The sequence below is a fragment of the Chitinophaga sp. sic0106 genome (assembly GCF_019219075.1).
Classification (GTDB): Bacteria; Bacteroidota; Bacteroidia; order Chitinophagales; family Chitinophagaceae; genus Chitinophaga.
Genome location: NZ_JAHUWJ010000005.1, coordinates 75,769 through 100,567, shown reverse-complemented (window position 1 = coordinate 100,567; position 24,799 = coordinate 75,769). Strand labels below are relative to the sequence as shown.

General features: G+C 50.1%; 15 protein-coding genes. 7 read left to right on the top strand and 8 right to left on the bottom strand.

The genetic code is table 11. The features are described from left to right. Positions 1-2 precede the first annotated feature (2 nt). Genes KW844_RS09395 through KW844_RS09375 form a run of 5 tightly spaced genes read right to left on the bottom strand, consistent with a single transcriptional unit; the run spans position 3 to position 9,499 of the window. Positions 3-1,466, bottom strand: coding sequence for a tagaturonate reductase (locus KW844_RS09395; RefSeq protein WP_218376468.1), 1,464 nt, complete (start codon positions 1,464-1,466; stop codon positions 3-5). Between the two features lie 12 nt (positions 1,467-1,478). After that, positions 1,479-2,654, bottom strand: coding sequence for a glycoside hydrolase family 105 protein (locus KW844_RS09390; RefSeq protein WP_218376467.1), 1,176 nt, complete (start codon positions 2,652-2,654; stop codon positions 1,479-1,481). After that, positions 2,644-4,875, bottom strand: coding sequence for a glycosyl hydrolase family 28 protein (locus KW844_RS09385; RefSeq protein ID WP_218376466.1), 2,232 nt, complete (start codon positions 4,873-4,875; stop codon positions 2,644-2,646). Before KW844_RS09385 ends, KW844_RS09390 begins: the two co-directional genes overlap by 11 nt. 15 nt (positions 4,876-4,890) lie before the next feature. Next, positions 4,891-6,528, bottom strand: coding sequence for a RagB/SusD family nutrient uptake outer membrane protein (locus tag KW844_RS09380; protein ID WP_218376465.1), 1,638 nt, complete (start codon positions 6,526-6,528; stop codon positions 4,891-4,893). A 19-nt stretch (positions 6,529-6,547) separates the two neighbouring features. Beyond that, positions 6,548-9,499, bottom strand: a complete 2,952-nt coding sequence (locus KW844_RS09375) for a TonB-dependent receptor (protein WP_218376464.1) — start codon at positions 9,497-9,499, stop codon at positions 6,548-6,550. Between the two features lie 228 nt (positions 9,500-9,727). Here KW844_RS09375 and KW844_RS09370 point away from each other — a divergent pair, with 228 nt between their 5' ends. Then, positions 9,728-10,750 carry a LacI family DNA-binding transcriptional regulator gene (locus KW844_RS09370; protein ID WP_218376463.1) on the top strand — a complete coding sequence of 341 codons (1,023 nt, stop codon included), beginning with the start codon at positions 9,728-9,730 and terminating at the stop codon, positions 10,748-10,750. Positions 10,751-10,801: 51 nt separating this feature from the next. Here the strand turns inward: KW844_RS09370 and KW844_RS09365 are convergent, their stop codons facing one another. The 3 genes from KW844_RS09365 to cobA form a co-directional block, all read right to left on the bottom strand. Beyond that, positions 10,802-12,439 carry a glycoside hydrolase 43 family protein gene (locus KW844_RS09365; protein WP_218376462.1) on the bottom strand — a complete coding sequence of 546 codons (1,638 nt, stop codon included), beginning with the start codon at positions 12,437-12,439 and terminating at the stop codon, positions 10,802-10,804. A gap of 120 nt (positions 12,440-12,559) precedes the next feature. Further along, positions 12,560-13,252: a Crp/Fnr family transcriptional regulator gene (locus tag KW844_RS09360; RefSeq protein ID WP_218376461.1), complete on the bottom strand. Its 693-nt coding sequence runs from the start codon at positions 13,250-13,252 to the stop codon at positions 12,560-12,562. Beyond that, on the bottom strand, positions 13,239-14,024 hold the full coding sequence (gene cobA, locus KW844_RS09355) for a uroporphyrinogen-III C-methyltransferase (RefSeq protein ID WP_255578324.1): 786 nt from the start codon (positions 14,022-14,024) through the stop codon (positions 13,239-13,241). Before cobA ends, KW844_RS09360 begins: the two co-directional genes overlap by 14 nt. Positions 14,025-14,205: 181 nt before the next feature. Here cobA and nirB point away from each other — a divergent pair, with 181 nt between their 5' ends. The 6 genes from nirB (at position 14,206) to KW844_RS09325 (ending at position 24,743) form a co-directional block, all read left to right on the top strand. Beyond that, entirely contained in the window at positions 14,206-16,701 is a 2,496-nt protein-coding gene (nirB, locus tag KW844_RS09350; protein WP_218376460.1) for a nitrite reductase large subunit NirB, read from the top strand. Positions 16,702-16,725: 24 nt separating this feature from the next. Beyond that, positions 16,726-17,094, top strand: a complete 369-nt coding sequence (gene nirD, locus KW844_RS09345) for a nitrite reductase small subunit NirD (RefSeq protein WP_218376459.1) — start codon at positions 16,726-16,728, stop codon at positions 17,092-17,094. A 94-nt stretch (positions 17,095-17,188) separates the two neighbouring features. Continuing rightward, the gene (locus KW844_RS09340) at positions 17,189-18,490 is read left to right on the top strand and encodes an alginate export family protein (protein ID WP_218376458.1); all 1,302 of its coding nucleotides are present in this window, start codon (positions 17,189-17,191) and stop codon (positions 18,488-18,490) included. 17 nt (positions 18,491-18,507) lie between these two features. Next, on the top strand, positions 18,508-19,791 hold the full coding sequence (locus tag KW844_RS09335; RefSeq protein WP_218376457.1) for an MFS transporter: 1,284 nt from the start codon (positions 18,508-18,510) through the stop codon (positions 19,789-19,791). A 20-nt stretch (positions 19,792-19,811) separates the two neighbouring features. Next, positions 19,812-23,306: a nitrate reductase gene (locus KW844_RS09330; RefSeq protein ID WP_218376456.1), complete on the top strand. Its 3,495-nt coding sequence runs from the start codon at positions 19,812-19,814 to the stop codon at positions 23,304-23,306. Further along, positions 23,307-24,743, top strand: coding sequence for a rubredoxin (locus KW844_RS09325; protein ID WP_218376455.1), 1,437 nt, complete (start codon positions 23,307-23,309; stop codon positions 24,741-24,743). Positions 24,744-24,799 lie beyond the last annotated feature (56 nt).

The following is a 24,799-nucleotide window of genomic DNA, read 5'->3' as shown; positions in this document are numbered from 1 at the left end:
GATCAGGAGATGATTATTTCCGCCGCTACTCTTTCCAGGTAAGCATTCACACCTTCCCTGATCAGGGCCTGCAGCATATTTGTTACTGTTCTTGAAAAACCTGGCAGGGCGCTGAGGTCAGTACCCCAGTGTTCACTATTGGCCAGGCTGATTTTTACTACTTCCGGCAGCTCATGTTCCTGCCAGAGTTTTTTATAGTAAGATGCAAAACTATCGTCTACAGGGAGGCCGTGTTCCTGCTTCATAAACAGCAGGTGAGCGGCGAAGCCGAGGGCGATCAGGGCTGGCACCTGGTGCATGCGTTGTTCATAACGGAGCAGGATAGGCACTACCCTTGTTTTCAGCTTAGAGGTAAAGTTGCCGCAAATGCTTAACCATTTATGGTCGATATAAGGATTGCGGAAACGGTCCTGCACAGCGGCAGCAAAACGCACAGCCGCATCCTGGCGTATATTGCTGTCCGTGATGGCAGGAATAATTTCATGCAGCAGCAGGCCTTCGATATAGGCGGCCATGGCTTCGTTGCTCATGGCGGCTTTTACCGTTTCAATGCCTGCCAGTGCGGCAATGCCGCAGCTGAGCGTGTGGGCGCCATTGAGCTGGCGCAGCTTCAGTTCGCGGAATACGTTGATATCCGGGGTGATTACCACACCACTGTCCGCAGCCGCAAAGGATAAGATCTCTCTTACCCGCTCGCTGCCGGATTCAATGGCCCAGAGGCGGTAGGCTTCCGACATGATCAGCAGCTGATCCTCATAACCACAATCGATATCGGCTGCACCAGGGATAATTGAATCCACCAGGGAGTTACAGAAATGGTTATGTGTGGTGAGCCACTGGATGAAACTGGCCGGCAGCTGGTTATAAGCCGCCAGTTGCCCCACAATATTTTTCAGCAGCAGTCCATTATCGGGCAGCAATTCGGTAGGTACGATTACCATCCCGCTGTCGGCGCTGCCATTGAAATGTTGATATCGCTGGTAGAGGAATGCCAGCAGCTTTCCCGGGAAAGAGGAAGGCACTCCCTGTAATACGTTCTCTTCTACATAGGCGATGCCTACTTCGGTAGTATTGGAAATCACTACCTGCATATCTGCGCTGGCAGCACAGGCCAGGATCTGGTCCCATTGGGTGCTGGCAGTGAGTACGCGACTGATACTGGCATTTACGATGTCCATCTGTACCTTTTTACCGCCTTCGACGCCACGGATACACTGTGTATACAGGTTATCCTGATTATCGAATTCGGCAGTAGTACCTCTGGAAGTGGATTTTACCACCACTACCCTGCCATTGAAGATGCCCTGTTTGTTGGCTTTGTCAATAAAAAAGTCCGGCAGTCCACGCAACAATACACCGGTTCCGAATTGCAGTACTCTTTCCGGCAATGAAAAACAGTTTGCTGCAGGTAGCTGGAGTGCATCTCTGTCGTGCAGCAGAGGGAGCACACCTTTTGATAACTTCATGAAAAAAGGATTTTACTTTTTACGCATCATTTCAACTTCGTTGGCGGCGAGGATATAAGACCCTACACCTTTTGGATCGTTGTCGATCACTTTTTCGCTGAGGTAGTACTCATAGCTGCCGTCTCTGTAAGGTTCGCCGCCGAGGCCTGCTACGCTTACCGTTCCGCCGAGGGTAATATCTCCCTCCGGATTTTTACGGATAAACTGTTTGAGAATACCATCATATCCTTTGTTGACCACTTTTTTATAGGAAGCAGGCAGGTAGCCCAGGCGCATACCTTTCGCCAACGCATATACGAACATGCAGCTGGCAGACGCCTCTACGTAGTTGCCCTTACCGTTTGCCTTGTCCAGTACCTGGTACCAGCAGCCGGTTTTAGGGTCCTGGAACTTTTGTACGGCTACGGCTAAACGACCGAGGATGGCTTTCAGGCTATCCTTACCGGGGTGTCCCTTAGGATACTGCTCCATGGCATCTACCAGGGCCATGGCATACCAGCCCATGGCGCGGCCCCAGAAATGCGGCGACTGCCCTGTTACCTTGTTGGCCCAGCGCTGTTCTTTGGACTCATCCCAGGCATGGTACAGCAATCCGGTTTTAGGATCTCTGGCATGTTCTTCCATCAGTACAAACTGGCGGGTGATGTCTTTAAAGTCATCCGTTTCGCCGGTCATAGCAGCATATTCCGCATAAAAAGGTTCTCCCATGTACAGGCCATCCAACCACATTTGCCATGGGTAGCGCTGTTTGTGCCAGAAACCACCGGCATGGGTACGTGGCTGACCTTTCAGCTGCTCGCGCAGGAGGTCGGCCGCTTTTTTGTACTTAGGATCTTTGGTGGCTTTATACAGCACCAGGATGGCCCTGCCGTTTTTTACGTTATCGATATTATAATCTTTCAATTTGTAAGTGCGGATACTGCCATCTTCCTGGATGAAGTGATCCATACTTTTTTTGATGTAGTCGAAGTACTCCTGCTTACCGGTTCTTTGCCAGAGGGCATTGAAACCTTCCAGTATCACGCCCTGGTCGTAGGTCCAGCGTACCGCATTACCGGGATGCATAGATAAGGAGTCCTTCCATATACGCATGCAGGTAGCTGCCATGCCGGCAGCCCCTGTCTGTGCATTCGATTTCAATGCCAGTATCAGCAATAAGGTTATTACAATATTGAATCTATAGCGCATGTTCTACTGATGATTTTTGTTTTGTGTCTTTATACTTACTATCGGAGAAAGTGATATCGGTGGCATTACGTTTGGTCACCGGTTCCTTGCCGGAGCTGGTCACCACGTATACGTCTTTAAAATGGATGCCTTTTGCTTCCATGCAGCTGATACCTTCTTTTGCTTTGATCGTCATGTTACTCATGTTAATGTTGCTGATAGGCATTTCCGGTAAGCCCCGGATGAATACTGCTGATTTAGCGCCGTGGCATACCACATTTTCTATGTAGAAGTTTCGGAAGACAGGGGTTGCTTCTGTTACCGGGACATGTTCAATTTTCGGACCAGATCTGTTTTCGCCTGCCAGCGGAATAGGATCTTTGGCGGCATAGTACATATCAAACAGGATGGCTTCTCCGGGAATTTCCCGCATGTTGATATTGGACACATAAATATTTTCTACTACGCCACCTCTGCCGCGGGTAGTCTTGAAACGCAGGCCTATATCAGTTCCCATGAAAGTGCTGTTGCTTACATAGATGTTGTTGGCGCCGCCGGACATTTCGCTGCCGATTACAAAACCGCCATGTGCGTGGTATACGGTGCAATTGTTTACCACTACATTTTCGGTAGGCTTACCGCGTTTGCGCCCCTGTTCATCTCTGCCAGATTTGATGCAGATACCGTCGTCCCCTACGTCAAAAGTGCAGTCGAGGATTTGGGCGTAGCTGCAGGATTCCAGGTCCAGGCCGTCCCCGTTTTGGGCGTACCATGGATTTTTAGCGTACACGTTGCGGAGGGTGATGTTTTCGCAAAGCAGCGGGTGAATGCACCATGCCGGCGAGTTCTGGAAGGTCACTCCTTCGAGCAGTACGTTTTTGCAGCTGGTGAGACTCACCATGTTGGGTCGTAAAAAGTCCTTGTAGGCTTCAAAGTCGGCCGCTTTACCATCTCCCGTAATAACCCCGGGGTCCTTTACAGTGGTGCCTGCAAAGTGCTTTTGGGTTGGATACCAGGTGGTACTGTCTTTATTGAGTACGCCGCCTTTTTTTATCAGGTCTTTCCACTGACTCTCTGTCATTTTTCCTTTTTTCACGGCGCGCCAGGCGTCACCGCCACCATCCAATATACCTTTCCCGGTTACAGCAATATTTTCCTGATCCAGGGCAGATACCGGAGGTTGGCAACGCATAGCCACCAGGCCTTCGTACGTACTTTTTACGAGTGGATACTGGTCATAATCAGTTGTGAACTGCAAAACAGCGTTGGCCGCCAGGTGCAGGTTCACATTACTTTTCAGCACTATCGGACCGGTGAGCCACAGGCCATTGGGCACATACACTACGCCCCCACCTTTGCTGCTGCAATCGGTGATGGCATCGTTGATGCTTTTTGAGTTGAGGGTGATACCATCTGCTTTAGCGCCGTATTGCAGGATGCTAAAGGTATCGCGGCGGAAATGCGGCTCGTATACTACCGGCAGTTCGTAGGCGTATTTGCCGGTAAAATCTGACTGCAGGAGCCAGTTTTCCAGCGGTATATTTTGTTTATTGATGGCATCAGCTACCAGGGCGGCCATTTTGGTGGCGCCGTAGGTATTGAAATGCGTATCATCGGTGACTCCTTTAGGCAGTGTTTTGTAATGCCCTGCCGGCGTGGTTTTAAAGAATTTCACAGAGCCTTGTTCGCCGGCTTCGCTGAGGGCTGCGCTGGAGGACTGCTGCAGATCAATCATCGGCACGTTCAAGGCTTTGGCCACTTCACGCACTGCTGCGGGGTAGTCGCCGTGGGTATCTTCCAGTTTACCATTGGTAAATTTGCGGCGGGCTACCGGTGTGATCAGGATGGGATTGGCGCCTTTTGCACGGGCTTCTTTTACGAAGCGCTCCAGGTTCGTTTTATAATCGCCGCGGGGTGCTGCATACCGGGTGGAATCTTTTACTTTACTATCGTTGTGTCCAAACTGTATGAGCACCCAATCACCGCTTTTAAGCTGGGATACCACGGTATCCCAGCGATGTTCATTGATAAAGCTTTTGGTACTTCTGCCGTTTACTGCATAATTACGTATAGTCACGCCTGCCTGAAAGAATTTGGGAAACAGTTGTCCCCAGCCTCTTTCCGGGTTCTCTTCGGTGGGCTTATCGGCCATGGTACTATCACCGATGAGATACACTGCCGGCGGTTGTTCTGCCGGTGCGAGCCCTATCAGGGAAAGCAATAATAGCTGCAAAAATTTCATGGTTTCTTACTTGGCTTAGTTATACTGTGGATTCTGACTAAATTCATCTTTGTTGGTCACGGCATCGATCTGATCCTGCGGAATGGGTCTTACCAGGTGGTATGACTGGAAGTAGGCGTTTGCATCCGGATTGTATTTGGCGATACGCTCCTGGAGTTTACCGGTACGTTTCAGGTCAAACCAGCGCAGTTGCTCTCCTACCAGTTCTCTGGCGCGTTCGTCGAGGATGAAGTCCAGCGTAACATCCGATGCTTTCACTTCCATTTCTGTTTCATGGCCTGCAATGGCAGCGCGTTTGCGCAGGACGTTGAGGTACTCAGCTGCTTTGGTGGTGTTATTGAGCTTCAGCTGTGCTTCTGCAGCGATGAGGTACATTTCCGCCAGGCGGATAACAAATACATCGCGGGCGCTTTGTTCTTCGTTCATGGAAGCTCTGGTAGCATCATCAAATTTTTTCAGGGAGATGTAGCGGGTGCGGTCCAGACCGGCGCCATTTGCTTTATAAATATCATTTCTGTCATAAATCCTGTACTTAGGATTATCGGGCAGTACATATTTACTGATGTAGATGGCCGTGTCGCCCAGCTTCATGCCCGCCGGAGCTGTTTTTGTATTGTTACAATACCAAACTTGTTTGAAGGACGCTTCGTAACGGGCATCTGCTTGTTCATTGAAGAGGTTCAGCATGAAAAGCGTGGGCATATAACGGTTAAATGGACGCATGTTGGCAATATCACGTTGCATACCTGGCAGGTCGTCGTACTTCATGGCAAAGAGCATGTGTGCGTTGTTGGCGCCTCTGCTGTGTCCATTCGGATACAGGGTAGCATCAAGACGGTCGTCGAACACCAGGTTCTTCATGTAATTTACTGCCCAGATCACCTCTGTATTCACGAGGTTATCCATGCGCCAGAGATCTGAGTATTTTGGTAAGAGTTTATAGGTGTAACCACTAATTAATTTCTCTGCCATGTCGGCTGCCTGCTGATTCATACCACGGGTGAGGTACATCCTGGCGGCGAATGCTTCGGCCACCGGTTTTGTAGCGCGGCCATAATCGCTGGTAGTGAGTGGCAGGTTAGCGATGGCATAGTCCAGGTCGCGGAAAATCTGTGCATAAAAAGTATCAACCGGGGTGCGGTTAGCGGTGGTAACCACACCATTCGTTTCCGTAGTGGTGAAGTGCACATTACCCCATGTTTCCACGATATGCCAGTAGTAGAACGCGCGCAGGAAGCGGAGCTCAGCACCGCGGATTTTCTTTTTGTCCTCCGTCATACCCGAACCATCAATGCGGGTAACCCCGGCATTACACAGGTTAATGGCTGCATACAGCTGCTGCCAGAGGTTTTTTACGGCGCCATTGCTGGCCTGCAGGTTATTGTACTGGGTGAGATCCGGATATACGTCCCCTGTTCCGCTGGTCCAGATATCGGTGCCCATTTCGGAGATGTTATAACCATTTTCCTTTCCGTACCACCAGCGGTTGTAGGTATACACGGCATTTACGAGTGATTCAAAACCTTCCGGCGTGGAATACACGGCATCAGAGGTAGAGCTACCCGGATTGTATTCTTCCAGTTGTTTGTTACAGGCAGCGAGGGAACCTGCTGCGAGTCCTGCGAATAATATATACTTATTAAATAATTTCATAACCTCGGTTTAATAAAGATTAAAACTCAACATTCAATCCGGCCACGTACATCCTGGTGAGTGGTTCGCTGAGCGCGCCTCCTCTTTCCGGATCGTAGTCTTTCACTTTGCTGAAGGTGAACAGGTTTTTACCGGTTACGTACAAACGAAGTGTAGACAGGTTCAGTCTTTTCAGGACATCTGGTGCGAAACTATATCCAAGCGAAATATTTCTGATTTTCACGAAGGAACCATCCTTGTAACCAATGGTAGAAATGAATGGTGTGCTGGCTTTGGAGCGGCTCGCATCTGGCTGGGGATATTCGTTGGTAGGATTTTGCGGTGTCCAGTAATTGAGCGGTGCGCTGTTTTCCAGGCCCTGCGGATCATATTTGTTGGCGTATTCAGAGTTGATCCATTGACCAAAACGTGCAAAGATGTAGATGTTCAGGTCGAAGTTTTTGTATTTGAAATCGTTGTTAAAACCACCGGTCCACTTAGGGATCTGGCTACCGATTACCACACGATCTTCAATATTGATTATACCGTTACCATCCTGGTCTTTCACTTTGATCTCACCTGGTTTGCGACCAAATTTTGCTGCCAGGTCTGCCTCATTGGATTGCCATATACCTAATTTTTCATAATCAAATAATACCCTGGTAGGGTAACCAATGAACCAGCCGCTGGCAACATCATCTGCGCCGCTGGCCAGTGCTACAATTTCTTCTTTATTACGGGAGTAGGAAATATTGGAAGTCCAGCGGAAATCTCTGCCGGTCACGTTTACAGTGTTAATGCCGATTTCAAAACCCCTGTTGCGTGTTTTACCGATATTCTGCACTACGGAGATGTTACCGCTGGAAGAAGGAATGGTGCGCATCAGCAATAAGTCTTTAGTTTTGGTATCGTATACATCGATGTTACCGGTGATGCGGTTTTCGATGATACCGAAGTCCAGACCAATATTTGTGGTGGCAGAAGTTTCCCATTTGAGTTCTCTGTTACCAGCCTGCGTGCCGATGGCGTATGCAATGGCGGCATTGGTATCATCCCAGGAGAAAGGAATTTTAGAGAGAACGGCAGCAGTGGAGTAAGCATCTACCGCATCAGAGCCGGCGATACCGTACGTCACTCGCAGTTTCAGATCACTGAATACCTGTTGATTTTTCATGAATGCTTCATCACTTACGCGCCATGCACCGGCAACGGATGGGAAGTAAGCCCATTTCATACCCGGAGACAACTTGGAAGAACCGTCAGAGCGGGTGGTGAAGGACAGCAGGTATTTACCTTTATAGTCGTAGTTGAGGCGACCAGTAAAGGAGATCAGTTTCGTTCTGGTTAAGCCGGTAGCAATAGCGATACCGCTTACGTTGTTCTGCAAAGCATGGTACAGCTGTGAAGGCAGCAACTGGCCATCTCCCTGCATATTGGAATAATCATTATTATCGGTCAGCAAGCTGGATACCCCTGTAATACCGAAGTTGTGATCACCGATAGATTTATTGTAGGTGAGGATGTTTTCCCAGCTGAGGAAAGTACGGGAGCTGTTGAGCGACTGACTTCTGCTGGTGGACTGTGTACCCCGGTCGATAGACGCTTTGCTGGCGAAAATACCCTGTTTGGTATTTTCCAGTGTAACACCCAGGTTGGAACGGAATTTAAGACCTGCCAGCGGGGTGATTTCCAGGTAGGCATTTGCCAGTACCCTGGTAGTTTTATTATCGTTGGCGTAGGCGTTCGGTTGTTCATCTGCCAGGGGGTTCACTGCGGAACCTGAGTTAGGGAACAATACGAAATTCCCATCCTCATCAAACGGTGTGGTGAGTGGCAGGAATTTATTGGCCTGGTTCAGCGGATCACGACGTTTGGTTTGCGCGTAGTAAGTGATCTGGCTCTGCACCCCTACTTTAATTGCGTCATTGATAGTTTGATCTACGTTGAAGCGGCTGGTATAACGTTTCAGTTCATCGAGTTTGAATAATCCTTTTTCGTTAAAATAATCGAAAGAGAAATAAACTTTTGTTTTATCGGAACCACCGGAAATACCTACCTGGTAGTCCTGCTGTAAACCGTCGTGGATCAGCAGGTCAGCGTAGTTAGTCCACACGTTGTTTTTAATATTTTCCAGTTCGAAGGCATTGAAGATTTTAGGATCATCAGCTTCGCTGGCCCATCTGCCGGTGGTGCGGTTAGCTTCTCTTTTGAGGGCAACGTATTCAGGTCCGGTCATCATATCAGGATAGCCGTTTACCTGGGAGGTACCTACGTAAGAACTGAAGCTGAGTTTAGGTTTACCGCTGGCGCCACGTTTGGTAGTTACCATGATAACACCGTTGGCACCACGTGAACCATAGATGGCGGTGGTGGAAGCATCTTTCAATACTTCCATGGACTGGATATCGTTCGGGTTGATGTCTTCGATGGTGTTATACTGTACCCCATCCACGATGTAGAGGGGACCGTTAGCCGCCGTGATAGACCTGTTACCGCGAACGGTTACATTTATTTTTGCACCTGCGGCACCGCTGCTACGGGTGATATCGACACCGGGCACTTTACCCTGCACCGATTCCATCACGTTGGTGGAAGGTACTTTCTTAATTTCATCTCCTTTGATGGAAGCTACAGCACCGGTGAGGTCGCGTTTTTTTACCGTACCATAACCGATAACTACCAGTTCATCGAGTTTTTTGTTGCTTTGTTCCAGTCGTACATTCATAGCGCCTGGTGTAGCCTGGAGGGTGAGGGATGCATAACCCAGGTAAGTAAACAACAATTCAGTTTTGCCGTCTGGCATTGTGAGGGAGAAGTTCCCCGCAGGGTCCGTCTGTGCACCACCGGTGCCGCCTTTAACCTGTACGGTAACTCCCGGCAATCCTTCTCCGGTTGTAGCATCAGTCACCTTGCCCTTAATGGTTCGGGACTGTGCGAGTGCCCAGTGGCTAAAACAGCACAACAGTAAGCAAATCAGGTGAATTTTTTTCATAACGTCTTGCGTGAAAGTTTTTTGGCTAATAAAGTTTTAAACGAATAGGTCTGCGTCCTTCAAAAACGTGGTTCGTATTGCTATAAAAGGTCTAAAATTTTAGCTGTCGTATGATACAAGTCTACAGAACTATTTACTAACGGAGAACTTTATTTACGCAATCGTTCCCGGAAAATTCATTACATTCACGATGGGAAAAAATACTTGAAAGCCCTTGCTGTAAAAGAAATGAAGTATAAAGCAACTACGATCAAAGACATTGCAAAGGCGCTGAATCTCTCTACCTCTACGGTTTCGCGTGCTTTGCGCGACAGCCACGAGATCAGTGCAGCTACCAAGCAGGTAGTGCTGGAATACGCTGCCAGGCTGAATTTCCAGCCTAATCCTATTGCTTTGTCTTTAAAAGAAAGAAAGAGCCATTCGATAGGTATCATTGTAGCAGAAATAGCCAATAGTTTCTTTTCACAAATCATCAACGGAATCGAATCTGTTGCCAATGAACAAGGTTACACCGTCATCATTTCCCAGAGCCATGAAAACTTTGAGAAAGAAGTTAGAACGCTGCAATACCTGGCGTCCAGGAGCATCGACGGGCTGTTGATTTCTGTATCCAGCGCCACCAACGATTTACAGCAACTAAAATCACTGCATCAGTCCGGACTTCCTATTGTTTTCGTGGACCGTTCTGTGGAAGAAATCAACACCCACAAAGTGGTGGTTGATAACTACCAGGGCGCATACAACGCCACTATTCACCTGTTGGAACAAGGCTACCGCAGAATCGCCTGTGTGGCCAATTCCGAGCATTTAAATATTACCAGGGAAAGAGTAGGCGGCTATATGGCGGCATTACAGGAGTATCAGCTGAAGCCTGATCCCGGGATGATAAAATATTGCTTCCATGGCGGTATGTTGTTAAACGAAGTAGAAACTGCCGTAAGCGAGCTCATTAAATTAAAACCTAAACCAGACGCAATTTTCGCCACATCCGACAAACTCACCACGGGTTGTATGCGCATGTTGAAACGTCATAAAATAGCTGTTCCAAAAACGATTGCACTCACAGGATTTTCCAACTCAGAATTGATTGAATTACTGCATGCACCGATCACAGTGGTGCAACAGCCGGCATTTGAAATGGGCCAGGTAGCAACGGAATTGCTGCTACAGCTGATAGAGAGCAAGCGGCCAGTGAAAGATTTCAAGACCATCAAGCTACAGACAAGGCTGGTATCTCCCGAAAACAGATAAAAAAAATTCCCTGGCAGACGTCAGGGAATGTTCATTTAGCCTTTCTTATTACTATTTAGTGATTCTAAACCAATCCACATCCGCAAAGCCGGCATCATTTGTTTTTGCCGTGCGGCTGCAACACAGCCCCAGCTTGGCTCCTATCCATTTGCCGGGTTTAGCTGTGAATTCATTTCCTGCCACCTGGAAAGTGCTGCCATCAGTACTGTAACTGAAATTACACTTCCCTCCTTTCGTAACCTGAACGCGGAAAAATATATCCGTTCCCGTTAGTTTACCCACTTGTTCCGTTTGTTCTTTTTTACCTTTATCTGCCTGCGCACAACGCAAGCTGGTGAGGTAGATGCCATCTGCCCTGTTTTCTACTGCCAGTCCTGCGTAATCCAGTCCCAGCACTATAAACGACATACGGTCGCCCGGCAGTCGCGGTGTAAATTTAAACTTCACCGTAGCTGTAAATTCTTCTGCCGGAAATTTCTGCGCCAGCACATTTGGTACATCCCACAAACTGTTGGTGGAATCAGGCACCTGTGCAGCGAAGAGTCGCAAACTACCTTTTGCGGACGATGGGAAAGCCCAGCCGGCAAAAGGATTGGCCTGCCATTGCCATTGCTTGCCTATCGTATTATCATTGAATTCATCTGATTCGGCAGGCGTGGTAATAGGCCATGTTTTACCTACATCCGGTTTGCGGTAAGTCAATACCGGCTCGCCTTTGCCGTCTTTATCCTTATCTTCTCCAATCACAGGCCAGTCGTTTACCCAGGTCATTGGCTGCAGGTGTACCACTCTTCCGTAGGCATCTATATCCTGGAAGTGCAGAAACCAGTCGGCCCCTTTCTGTGTTTGCACCCAGGCACCCTGGTGTGGGCCGTTGATGGGCGATTTACCCTGGTCCATTACGTTTTTACTGTCGTAGGGACCATAAATATTTTTAGAACGCATGACCAGCTGCCATCCGGTAGACACGCCACCGGCAGGTGCAAAGAGGTAGTAGTACCCGTTACGTTTGTAGAACTTGGGGCCTTCCAGTGTTGGATTGCCGTCGTGGCCATCAAACACCATCACGCCTTCATCGATCGCTTTGGTACCAGCTGCGTTCAGTTGCTTGACTACAATAATACTTTTGATACCGGCCCTGCTGCCTGCGTAGGCATGGGCGAGGTATACCTTTCCGTCATCATCCCAGAGCGGGCAGGGATCTATAAGTCCTTTGCCGCCTGCCACCAGTTCCGGCTCACTCCAGGGGCCATTGATATTTTTGGCTTTGGTGAGATAGATACCGAAATCCGGATCGGGGTAATAGATATAAAATTCGTTATTATGATAGCGGATGGCAGGCGCCCAAACGCCGTTGCCATGCTGTGTTTTAGCAAAATGATCATATGGTGGCTGACGCAGCAGTGCGTGGCCTGCAATACGCCAGTTAACCAGGTCTTTTGAATGGAGGATGGGTAATCCCGGGATGGCATCGAAGCTGGAGGCGATCAAATAATAATCATCTCCAACGCGGATTGCGTCCGGATCAGAGTAGTCCGCATATAAAACCGGATTCTTATAAGTACCATTACCATTATCTGCTACCCAAACTTTCGAAACATCATTTCCTGACTGTGCGGAGGCGGGAGAAAGCGCAAATAGTGAAATCCCTGCTGGCAGCAGTACATAGGTCAGCCATACTTTTTTCATATCGTGAAACAATTCCGGGATCAAAATAGTAAATGAGCCGCAGATGCGTGGTGTTTATTTACGCAATCGTTCCCGGCAGGAGCGTTGCCTGAACACCGCCATTCCTTTACCATGGCCGGCTCACATCGCTTTCCCCAGTTCCGCCAGTGCTCCGGGGTTGGGTATAATCAGGTGCTTTCCTTCCGTTTTTACGAGACCTTCCGCTGTTAACTCATTGAGTACCCGGAAGGTAGTTTCGTAGGTGGCGCCGATGCATTCTGATAAATCCTGTTTGGTAAGCGGCAGATTAATATAGCCTTCTGCGGTAGTACCAAATTTGCGGTAGATCAGGAGGAGCACATTTGCCAGTCGTGTTTTCACGGGCATGTGAGCCAGGCCGTGCATGTACTTTTCCGCATCCTGCAGTTCCTTCGCATAAAAAAGCATGAGCTGGTAGAGCAGTTCATTATTCACGCGCAGGGAAGCGTTGAAGAAGGGCAGGTCCACATAGCAAACCTTCACTGGCCCCATAGCCGTAGCCGTTACCGGGTAAATGTTTTCCGGGCCGCCGATGCCGCGGTGGCCAACGATCTCTCCTTTTTGGGCAAACCGGACGATGAGGTCTTTTTCGGTCCCCCAGTGTTTATGCACTTTCACCACGCCTTCGAACACGAAGAACATTCCCTTTACCGAGTCGCCTTCCTGGAAGAGCGTATCATTTCTTTTATAAACGATATTTTTCTTTTGGGCATGGATGGCTGGCAGCCACTCCGGCAGGGAGAGGCGGCATAGCAGGCATGTTTTTCCGTCGCAGGTCTGTTTATCTGATTTCATAATGTTCCTCGTGCAAAGATAGTTGTTGGGTGGCAAGATGGCTGAAATGCATGGGCAGGTCCACCACATTACCGATCACGATGATGGCCGGGCTACCTACGCCGGCTGCTTTGGCCACCTCATGTATATTATATATATGTCCGGTGGCCACTTTTTCCATGGGGGTGGTCCCCTGCTGGATGATGGCTACCGGCGTGTGTGCTTTACCGTGGGCGGTGAATAATTCGATGATAGGGAGAAGATGTTGCATCCCCATGAGTATGACCACGGTGGCGGACGATTGCGCGGCCAGCTCAAGGTCGGGCGATAAAGTACCACCAGCGGTGGTACCGGTGGTCACCCAGAAGCTGTCGGCCGTGCCCCTGCTGGTGAGCGGGATCATTTGGGAGGCCGGTACGGCCAGGGCGCTGCTGATGCCGGGGATGATCTGCACGGGGATGTTGTGCAGGGCGGCGGTTTCAATTTCTTCAGTGGCGCGACCAAAGATAAACGGGTCGCCACCTTTGAGTCGCGCTACATGACCATATTCATATGCACTGCTGACGATGAGGTCATTTATTTCTGCCTGGGTGCGACTATGCTGACTGCATCGTTTACCTACATATTTAATAACAGCGTTGGGGTTGGCGTGTTCGAGGAGGTCCTCATTAACGAGGGCGTCATAAAGGATCACGTTGGCAGAGCGGAGCACGCGTACTGCTTTGAGGGTGATCAGTTCCGGATCACCGGGTCCGGCACCTATCAGGGAGAGCATTTTGGTTGGACTATTCATATTAGAATAAATTATATTTAATCTTTTTATGCGAACATGCATTCAAATTTAAATATAAAATCCTTATTTTTATATCAGAAATCATACGCCGCCCAACAATTTTACATTTCTTCCTAGAAAATCTATTATATAAATTTATTTATAATATATTTTATCTCCCGATTTCAAAATCTTATTTCCAATGAAAGTAATCGTAATAGGGAACGGCATGGTGGGCTACAAATTCTGTGAGAAGCTCCGTTCAATGGCAGATACCGGGATTGAACTGATTGTATATGGCGAAGAACCCCGCCCGGCGTACGACAGAGTACATCTTACCTCTTACCTCGACGGCAAAACTGCCGATGACCTCCTCCTCGCCGATTTACAATGGTATAAGGACAATAATATAATATTACATACAGGCGACCCCGTTATACGCATCGACCGGCACCGTAAAACCGTGCATACGCTTGATGGCAAGGCGGAAACCTATGATTACCTCGTGATGGCTACCGGCTCCGCGGCCTTTGTACCTCCGGTACCGGGCATCGATAAAAAAGGTGTGTTTGTATATCGGACCATTGAAGACCTGGATGCCATCCGCGCCTATGCCGCCAACGCTAAATCAGGCATCGTAATAGGTGGCGGACTGCTGGGACTGGAAGCGGCCAAAGCGCTGCTCGACCTCCAGGTACCAGAGTCCTTTGTAGTGGAATTTTCCTCCCGACTGATGCCGCGACAAATAGATGAGCAAGGATCTGCCATATTACAAAATAAACTTAATGCACTGGGAATCAACATTCTCACAAATCGTAATTCAAGCGAAGTTTTAGGTGAGAATGAAGTTACCGGCCTCGCTTTTACGGATGGCACCTCCGTAAATGCGGACATCATAATTGTATCCGCCGGTATCAAACCAAGGGATGAACTGGCGCTACAGGCAGGACTGACCCTGGGTCCCCGTGGTGGCATTATCGTGAACAACCAGATGCAAACCTCCGATCCGGAAATATTCGCCATCGGTGAATGTGCCCTCCATAATCAAATGATCTATGGCCTGGTGGCACCGGGTTATGATATGGCGGCAGTTGCTGCTGCTACTATTTTGGGAGAAGAAAAAGCTTTCACCGGCTTTGATATGAGCACGAAACTAAAACTCATCGGTGTGGACGTAGCCAGCTTCGGCGATCCCTTCCCACTGCCACATACCTGTCATAGTATCGTATTCGAAGACCGGTTCACCGGGGTGTATAAAAGACTCAACATCACACCGGATGGCACCCGCCTGCTGGGCGGAATCTTAATCGGTGATGCGGCCGACTACAACATGCTACTGCAAACTACCAAAAACAGCATGCCCCTGCCGGCCAACCCTTCTGAGCTGCTGACCGGCGCCAAAAAAGAGGGTGACGCCAATTCGGCAGCCGTTACAGGGCTCCCGGACGACGCCATCATCTGTAGTTGTGAGAGTGTAAGCAAAGGGCGTATATGCGGCGCCGTTACTGCCGGCCTGGAAACCTTCGACGACGTGAAAAAAGCCACCAAAGCGGGTTCCTGCTGTGGCGGCTGCGCCCCGATGGTAAAAGACCTCATCACCGCCACCATGAAAGCGGAAGGTCGCTACATCCGCAACGTCATCTGCGAACACTTCTCCTACTCCCGCCAGGAAATGCTGGACCTTATCAAAGTAAAAGCCCTGCGTAGCTTCGATGAAGTAATAGATACCTACGGCCATGGCGACGGTTGCGAAGTTTGTAAACCAGTAGTAGCCTCCATCCTGGCCAGCCTCTGGAATGAGCTGATACTCGACAAAGGCAATGATACCGCACAGGACTCCAACGACCGCTACCTCGCCAACATTCAGAAAGGTGGTACCTACTCCGTAGTGCCACGTATTCCCGGCGGTGAAATCACCCCGGAAAAACTGATCGTAATCGGGCAGGTAGCCGTTAAATACAACCTATATACGAAAATCACCGGCGGTCAGCGCATCGACTTATTCGGCGCCCACCTCAGCGACCTCCCCTTCATCTGGGAAGAATTGATTGAAGCCGGCTTCGAAAGTGGCCACGCCTACGGTAAAGCACTGCGCACCGTGAAAAGCTGCGTGGGATCTACCTGGTGCCGGTTCGGCCTGCACGACAGCGTGAGCTTCGCCATACAGATCGAAGAGCGCTACCGTGGTCTCCGCGCGCCCCATAAAATCAAATCCGCCGTTTCCGGCTGTATCCGTGAATGTGCCGAAGCACAATCCAAAGACTTCGGTATCATCGCCACTGAAAAAGGCTGGAACCTGTATGTTTGCGGTAACGGTGGCTCCAAACCCCAACACGCCAAACTGCTGGCCTCCGATATCGATAGTGAAACCTGCATAAAATATATTGACCGGTTCCTGATGTTCTATATCAAAACCGCCGATCCCCTCACCCGCACCGCTACCTGGCTCAACAAACTCGATGGCGGCATGGACTACCTCCACAACGTAGTAGTGAATGATAGTCTCGGTATTGCCGCCGAACTCGAAGCCGCCATGCAACTCCTGGTGGACCACTACAAATGCGAGTGGAAAGAGGTGGTGGAAAGCCCGGAACTGCGCAAGCGCTTCTCGCACTTCATCAACGCACCGGAAGAAAGAGACCCTACTGTAAAATTTGAAAAAATGCGCGATCAGAAACGCGCCGCTGAATGGAAATAATTCAATCAACTAAATCCTACCGCTATGTCTGTAATCGAAACAAGTATCACCTGGTTTTATGCCTGCAACACCACCGATGTACCTACTAATGGTGGGGTATGTGTGAAACTGGCAGAAGAACAGATCGCCCTATATTACTTTGCCCGTCGCAATGAGTGGTTTGCCACCCAGAACATGTGTCCGCACCGCCAGCAGATGGCTTTGAGTCGCGGCATGACCGGCACCGTTAAAGACGAGCCTAAGGTAGCCTGTCCCTTTCACAAGAAAACATTTTCCCTGCTGGACGGCCGTTGCATTTCAGATGATGCGGAATCCTCCATCACCGTTTACCCCGTAAAAGTGATTGACGACCGGGTATACATTGGTATTGCCAAAGAGTTTATGGAAGTATAGCGCCTATATAAATGGCGAAACCCGGCAGCGGGCAGGCTGGCCGGGCTTCTGACTCAAAAATGATTGGCTCACCTTTAAAATCGATCTAAGTTACATGAAAAAACTGTTTCTTAGCGGGGCTTCCTTTGTCTTATCCGGACTATTTCTCCGACCGGCATACGCTCAGTTATCCATTAACGCACAGCTACGTACCCGCTCCGAATTCCGCGACGGACAAGGAGCTCCCCTCCCGGCCAATGCCAAACCGGCATTTTTTACCTCTCAGCGCAGCCGCCTGAGCGCTGGCTTCAACACCTACCGCCTGCAGCTGGGGCTCACCGTGCAGGATGTGCGGGTATGGGGCCAGGATGCCTCTACCATCAACCGCACTACCACGGCCGATAACAATGGCTTCCTATTACATGAAGCCTGGGCCGCCGTGATGCTGACGGATACCACCGTAAAAAATTTCACCCTGAGCCTCAAAGCTGGCCGCCAGGAACTGGTGTATGATGATAGTCGCCTCCTCGGCAACCTGGACTGGTTACAACAGGGCCGCCGCCACGACGCCGTACTGCTGCGGTATCAGTCCGCCAGGTGGCAACTCCACTTCGGCGCCGCTTTCAATCAAAATAAAGAAAACGGCAGTGGCACCATCTACAACCCTACCCCTCCCGGCAACTATGCCGCTAACACCAATGGTGGCAGCATGTATAAGAGCCTGGAATTTTTACATGCCAGCAGAAAAACAGGCGCACAAACGCTTTCTTTCCTCGTGCTGGCGGACCAGTTCTCCCGCTCGCATACCGATACCGTTAACAACCTGCCGGTGAAAACCTGGGAAGCTACCACTACCAGCCGCATCACCGCCGGCCTGTACTGGAACCGCCAGAGCAAACTGCTGGAAACTACTGCTGCCGGCTATTTCCAGGCAGCTACCAATCCATCGTACCTTTTAAGCGCCCAGGTGCTGTTTAAGGCAAGCAGTACTTTCAGCGTTGGACCTGGCGTGGATTACACCAGCCCCTGGTTTGACCCGCTGTATGGTACGCCGCATAAGTTCTGGGGCAATATGGATTACTTCTATGTAGCCAGTACCTTTGGCCGCCAGGGCCTGCAGGACTACTATCTCAAATCCAGGTGGAAGCCTTCCGCCAAATGGATACTCAACGCGGACCTGCACCAGTTTTTCAGCGCCGGCACAATTGCCGGCTACCCCAAAAACTTTGGTACAGAAGCAGATATCACTGCTACGTATAGCCTTACCCGTATCATCAGTATAGAAGGTGGTTACAGTCACTATTGGAGCACCAATACACTCACCTCTCCCACTGTCAAGAACATCGCTAACTCTTCCAGCAACAGTAACTGGGCCTACCTGATGCTGACAGTGAAACCGGAAATCTTTATTAAATAACCTGCAAACCAAAGTCTATGTCTGCTCAACTCGATAAAATAAAAATATTCAGTCTGAACTCCGTTCAGATGCGCACTTTCCACATCACGTGGCTGATGTTTTTCGTTTGTTTCTTTGGCTGGTTTGGGCTGGCGCCGCTGATGCCCACCATCCGGGAAGACCTCGGCCTTTCCAAATCACAGGTAGGCAATATCATGATTGCGTCCGTGAGTGGTACTATTATCGCGCGTTTAATCATCGGGAGATTATGTGATACCTGGGGGCCGCGTAAAACTGCGGTGCGACTCCTGATTGCCGGATCATTACCGGTATTCCTTGTGGGGCTGGCCGATAACTATACCACCTTTTTATTATTCCGTTTAGCCATCAGCGTTATAGGTGCTTCTTTTGTGGTAACGCAGTTTCACACCGGGCTGATGTTTGCCCCCTCTATTAAAGGAACTGCCAACGCCATCACCGGCGGCTGGGGCAACCTGGGCGGCGGGATCACAAATATGGTGATGCCGCTGATCTTCGCGGCCATCGTAGGCTTCGGATTTACTAAGTCAGAAGCCTGGAGGTATGCCATGATTGTACCCGGCATCATGATGCTGCTCGTGGCCTGGCTATATTACAAATTCACCAAAGACACACCCGAAGGCAACCTCGACGAAATCAACCAGCAGAAAGTTGCCGGCCCAACCGACTGGAGCATCCTGAAGGAATGGCGCATCTGGGCGCTCACACTGGCTTACGGCATGTGCTTCGGCATGGAGATCACCTTTGACAATGTAGCCTCCCTGCACTTCGTAGATACGTTTGGGTTAGACCAGGCGAAGGCCGGATTCCTGGCAGGTATCTTCGGGTTCATGAACATATTTGCGCGGGCGCTGGGCGGCATCGTTTCTGATAAGGTAGGTGCCAGACATGGTATGCGGGGCAAAGGACGCCTGCTCGGCTTTATGCTGCTGGGCGAAGGTTTGGGCCTGCTCTGGTTTGCCCATGCCGGCAGCCTGGGACTGGCCATTGTATGCATGCTGGGTTTTGCCCTCTTCCTGAAAATGGCCAATGGCGCTACTTTCGGCATCGTTCCGTTTATCAACGAAAAGAATGCAGGTCTGGTAAGCGGCATCGTGGGTGCCGGCGGTAATCTCGGCGGGATGCTGTTTGGCTTCCTGTTTAAGTCTGAAAGCATCACCTACATACAGGCTTTTCAATACCTGGGCGTCATCGTTATCATCGTTTCTGTCATCATCATGGTTACCAGGTTTGTAAAACCAGTACCTGCCAGCGGCATCCGTACTGCTGCCGTTGCATCGTGATCATTTAAATCGTGCGTTCCATGGACACATCAATCAAATCAACCTGCTGTTACTGTGGTGTAGGCTGCGGTATCATTGTGAATAAAGATAAGCGGGGAAATGTACAGGTACAGGGAGATCCCGATCATCCTGTCAACAGAGGTATGCTTTGCTCCAAGGGCATGAACCTGCACTATACCGTGATGGATACTTCCGACAGGCTCCTGTACCCCGAAATGCGGTACCACCGGAGCATGCCCCGGCAGCGGGTATCATGGGACCAGGCGCTGGAACGCACCGCTGCCGTATTCAGCAGCATCATCAAAAAATACGGGCCGGAGGCAGTAGCTTTTTACGCCTCCGGACAATGCCTCACTGAAGAATATTATGTGGTCAATAAGCTCATCAAAGGATATATCGGGAGTAACAACATCGACACCAACTCCCGGTTATGTATGAGCAGCGCAGTAGCAGCCTATAAAATGGCATTGGGTGAGGATAGCGTTCCGGGCAACTATGACGACATCGCTGCCGCGGATTGCCTCTTCGTTGCCGGCGCTAACCCCGCCTGGTGTCATCCTATCCTCTGGCGCCGCGTGGAGGCCGCCAGGGCAGCCAACCCCAACCTGAAAATTATTGTGAGCGATCCCCGGGTTACGCAAACCTGCGCCATGGCAGATATTCACCTGCAAATTAATCCGGGCACCGACATTACCCTGCATCATGCTATTGGTCGCGCTATCATCATGCAAGGCTATACGAACCAGGCCTTCATTGGCCACCATACCAACGGCTACGACGCCTATCGCAGGCAGGTGATGGAGCGTACCGTAGAAGAAGCAGCGGTGATCTGCGGTGTAAACGCAGCAGATATTTACACCACCGCCCGCTACATCGGCGAAGCTAACGGCTTCATGTCATTTTGGACCATGGGACTTAACCAGAGCGTGGTAGGTGTCAGCAAAAATTTAAGCCTGATCAACCTGCACCTCATCACCGGGCATATCGGTAAACCCGGCAGCGGACCATTTTCGCTCACCGGTCAGCCCAATGCCATGGGTGGCAGGGAGGTAGGTGGACTCAGCAACTTACTCCCCGCCCACCGCGTATTGAATAATGCAGCGCACCGCGAGGAAGTAGCCAGGTTCTGGGGCGTCAACAGCATCTCCCCAACACCCGGATTAACAGCTACCGAAATGTTTGAAGCACTCGAAGACGGCCGCCTCAAAGCTATCTGGATCATGTGCACCAATCCGCTGGTGAGTTTGCCCAATGCGCGGCAGGCAGAAGCAGCTCTGAAGAAAGCGAAGTACGTAGTGGTACAGGAAATCTCCAACAAGCCGGAAACGCTGGAATATGCCGATGTAGTGCTGCCAGCGGCCGCCTGGACGGAGAAGGAAGGCACCATGACCAACGCCGAGCGCCGTATCAGCTACCTCGCCCGCATCACCGAGGCACCCGGAGAAGCACTCCCGGACGCTGAAATCATTTGCCGCTTTGCCCAAAAAATGGGATATACCGGTTTCGACTATACGAACAACGAAGAGATATACAAAGAACACACCCGTCTCACCAGCGGGACAAATACCGATATCAGTGGCCTCAACTACAGCATTTTACAGGAACATCGCAGCATCCAATGGCCCTACCGCAATGGCAAAGGTACCAGCAGACTGTTTACAGACCATCAGTTTTATACTTCCGACAAAAAAGCGATGATCCATGCTGTGGCGGATGAAAACAATTCCGTACCCGTAAGTCCGGAGTTCCCGCTGATTTTAACCACCGGCCGTATCCGCGACCAGTGGCATACCATGAGTAAAACCGGAAAGGTAAATAAGCTCAAACAACATATCAGTGCCGCGTTCCTGGAAATACACCCGGAAGATGCCGCAGAACGCGGCATCCGTAACGGGGATATCGTGGAAGTACTCAGTGTATCCGGTAACGTTAGAGTCAAAGCTACGCTGACGGATACCATCAAACAGGGCGTCGTTTTTCTGCCAATGCACTGGGGCAAAATTTTGCAGCAGGATCTGCACCGGGCCAACAATCTGACATCCCGGCTGCTGGACCCGATTTCAAAGCAACCCGACTTCAAATTTAATGCGGTGGCTGTCCGCAAATACCAGCAACCTAAACGAAAAATCATCATCGTGGGTGCAGGCGCCGGTTCCAGGGGCTTTGTACGCTCCTACCGCGAGCTGAACACCACCGATGACATACTGATCTTCAGCAAGGAAGATCTCCCCTTTTATAATAGGGTAATGCTCCCGGACTACATCTGTGATACGCTGGAATGGCCACAGCTGGTGACCATGAGCAACCACGAGGAGAAAGATTATAATATCACCCTGAAAAGAGGCGTGTATATTACCAGTATTGACCGGGAGAACAAAACTGTGACCGATAACCATGGTGAGGTACATCACTTTGACGTGCTGCTGCTGGCTACGGGTAGCCGTGCCGCCAGACTAAAAGACGTACCGGATATACGGGGCATTTTCACCATGCGTACCCGCCCCGATGCTGACCGATTTAAATCTTATGTAAGTCCTGATAAAGGCCGCGTTATGATCACCGGTGGCGGGCTGCTCGGCATTGAGCTGGCAGCCTCGCTCCGGGAAATGGGTATAGCCGTGGGCGTTATACAGCGTACCTCCCGGCTGATGGACCGGCAGCTGGACCACACCGCTGCCCAGCTACTCCATGAAGAGCTGAGCGACAGAGGAATTGAAACCTATTTTAACGATGAAATTTCCCGCTTCGATGGCGATGACCACGTAACCGGATTATATATGAAAAGCGGCAGGTATATCCCTTGCCAGGCCGTGGTAATGACCATTGGCACACAACCAAACACAGAGCTGGCCATGGCCGCAGGCCTGCAATGCGAGCGGGGGGTTACGGTCAACGAATACCTGCAAACCAGCGATCCGGATATTTTTGCCATCGGTGAAATTGCTTCGTTCAAAGGCACACTGTATGGAATTACCGCAGCTGCGGAACAACAGGCAGCCATAGTGGCGGCATACCTTTGCGGCGATACCGGCAGCTACTACAAAGGTTCTTTGTTTATGAACATCCTGAAAATGCATGGTACTGATATCTGTTCGCTTGGCATGGTGCTCACGCCGGATGATCCCGCCTATGAGGAAATTATATTCATGGATAAGGCCAAGCGCTATTACAAAAAATGTATTGTGCACCAGGACAAACTGGTGGGCGCTATTTTGATTGGCGATAAATCTGAATTTCTGGAGTTCAAGGACCTGATACAACAGGGCATTGAACTGAGCGATAAACGCCTGCAGCTGCTGCGCTCCGGCAATAAGGGCAATACCGTGATCGGCAAGCTGGTGTGCAGTTGTGGTAATGTGGGCGAAGGAAATATTAAGGCAGAAATAGATAAGGGCTGTGATACGCTGCCAGCGCTTTGTCAGGCCAGCGGTGCCGGCATGGGCTGCGGCAGTTGTCGTTCGGAAGTGAAAGCAATCATGGAAAAATGTTTACAGGAAAAATCAATACTCGTATAAATGCTGAAAGCGGATCAAACCATACAGATCAACTTCACCGGCGGCATTGTACCAGCCGGGCAGCTGATGAAAATAGTGGAGCTGGCGGCGGAGCACCAGTGCCGGGAGCTGCGGTTTGGACACCGGCAGCAGCTCATGCTGGATATCCCCGTGACGTACTATGAAGCATTTATGGTGCAGTGTCACCTGGCACATATCCCTGTGGCGGCGGGCCCTAACATTGTGAGTTCCTATCTTACTACCGGGTTGCTCGGGCATACCGGCTGGCTTACAGAAGGCGTATACAAGGAAATCTTTGACCAGTTTGATTATCATCCGGGGCTGAAGGTCAATATCTGTGAGCAGTCGCAAACCTTTGTACCGTTATTTACCGGGCATATCAACTGGGTTTCTTCCGAGCATTCCCACTACTGGTATCTCTACCTGCGAATGCCAGGCACGCAGCAGCTGATGGCGTGGCCTACGCTGGTGTACAGCAATCACATTGCTGCGCTGAGTAAGGCGGTGGAACAATATATCAATAGCCACCACTCACTGGAAGGGATATACGAAAAAGCAACCAACGGGAAAGTATTCAGCTCCCGGGAGAAGGAACAGGAGCTGTCGCTCCCCCCCTTTCACCTGCCTTACTACGAAGGTTTTAATCAACAGAATAACGGCTACTGGCTGGGCATTTACAAGCGCAACGAATATTTTTCCGTTCCTTTTCTGAAAGATATGTGTGCCATCTGCCAGCAAACCATGACCGGGGCTGTGTATATCACCCCCTGGAAGTCGCTCGTGATCCAACATATCAATAAATCACACCGTCAGCTGTGGGACTATATCTTAGGCAAGCATGGCATCAACGTGCGACATGCGGCCAATGAACTCAACTGGTGTGTGGAGGACGACTGTGAAGACGGCCTGGTGCTGAAACGCCATATCATCCGCTATTTCGACAGCATGGACACCCGCACATATGGCCTTTGCTTCAGTGTACGGGTACGTAAGTCTGAAAGCCTGTTTGGTTCTATTGTTATAAGAAGACAACAACACATCCGGGAGAGTAAGCTCAAGTACATGCAGCGTTATGACATTTTGCACACAGCGGGTTTCAACGCTAACTCCTCCCAGCTGGTGCTGTACCGGGAGGCGGTCAGCAAAGAGCACCTGGGACCTTATGTAGCGGCCCTTTGCAAAGCCTATTATGAACAGAAGAGTGAAAAGGATTTGCTGGGTGACTACATCCGGGAGCAGCAGGCAACGGTAATGCCGGCACCTGTTAAAACCCTTTATCAGTGCAATGATTGCCAGACCTTATATGATGAAGTGTATGGGGACCCTGACCAGGGAGTTATTCCAGGAACAGCATTTGAAGCATTGCCTGCGGATTATTGCTGTTCGGTTTGCGATGCACCGGTGGCTACATACACATGCAAAAGTGCAATTCATTAATCTCCATAAAAATCAATCGAAAATTCCGTAAATTTGAATTTCGCAATTCGGGAGGT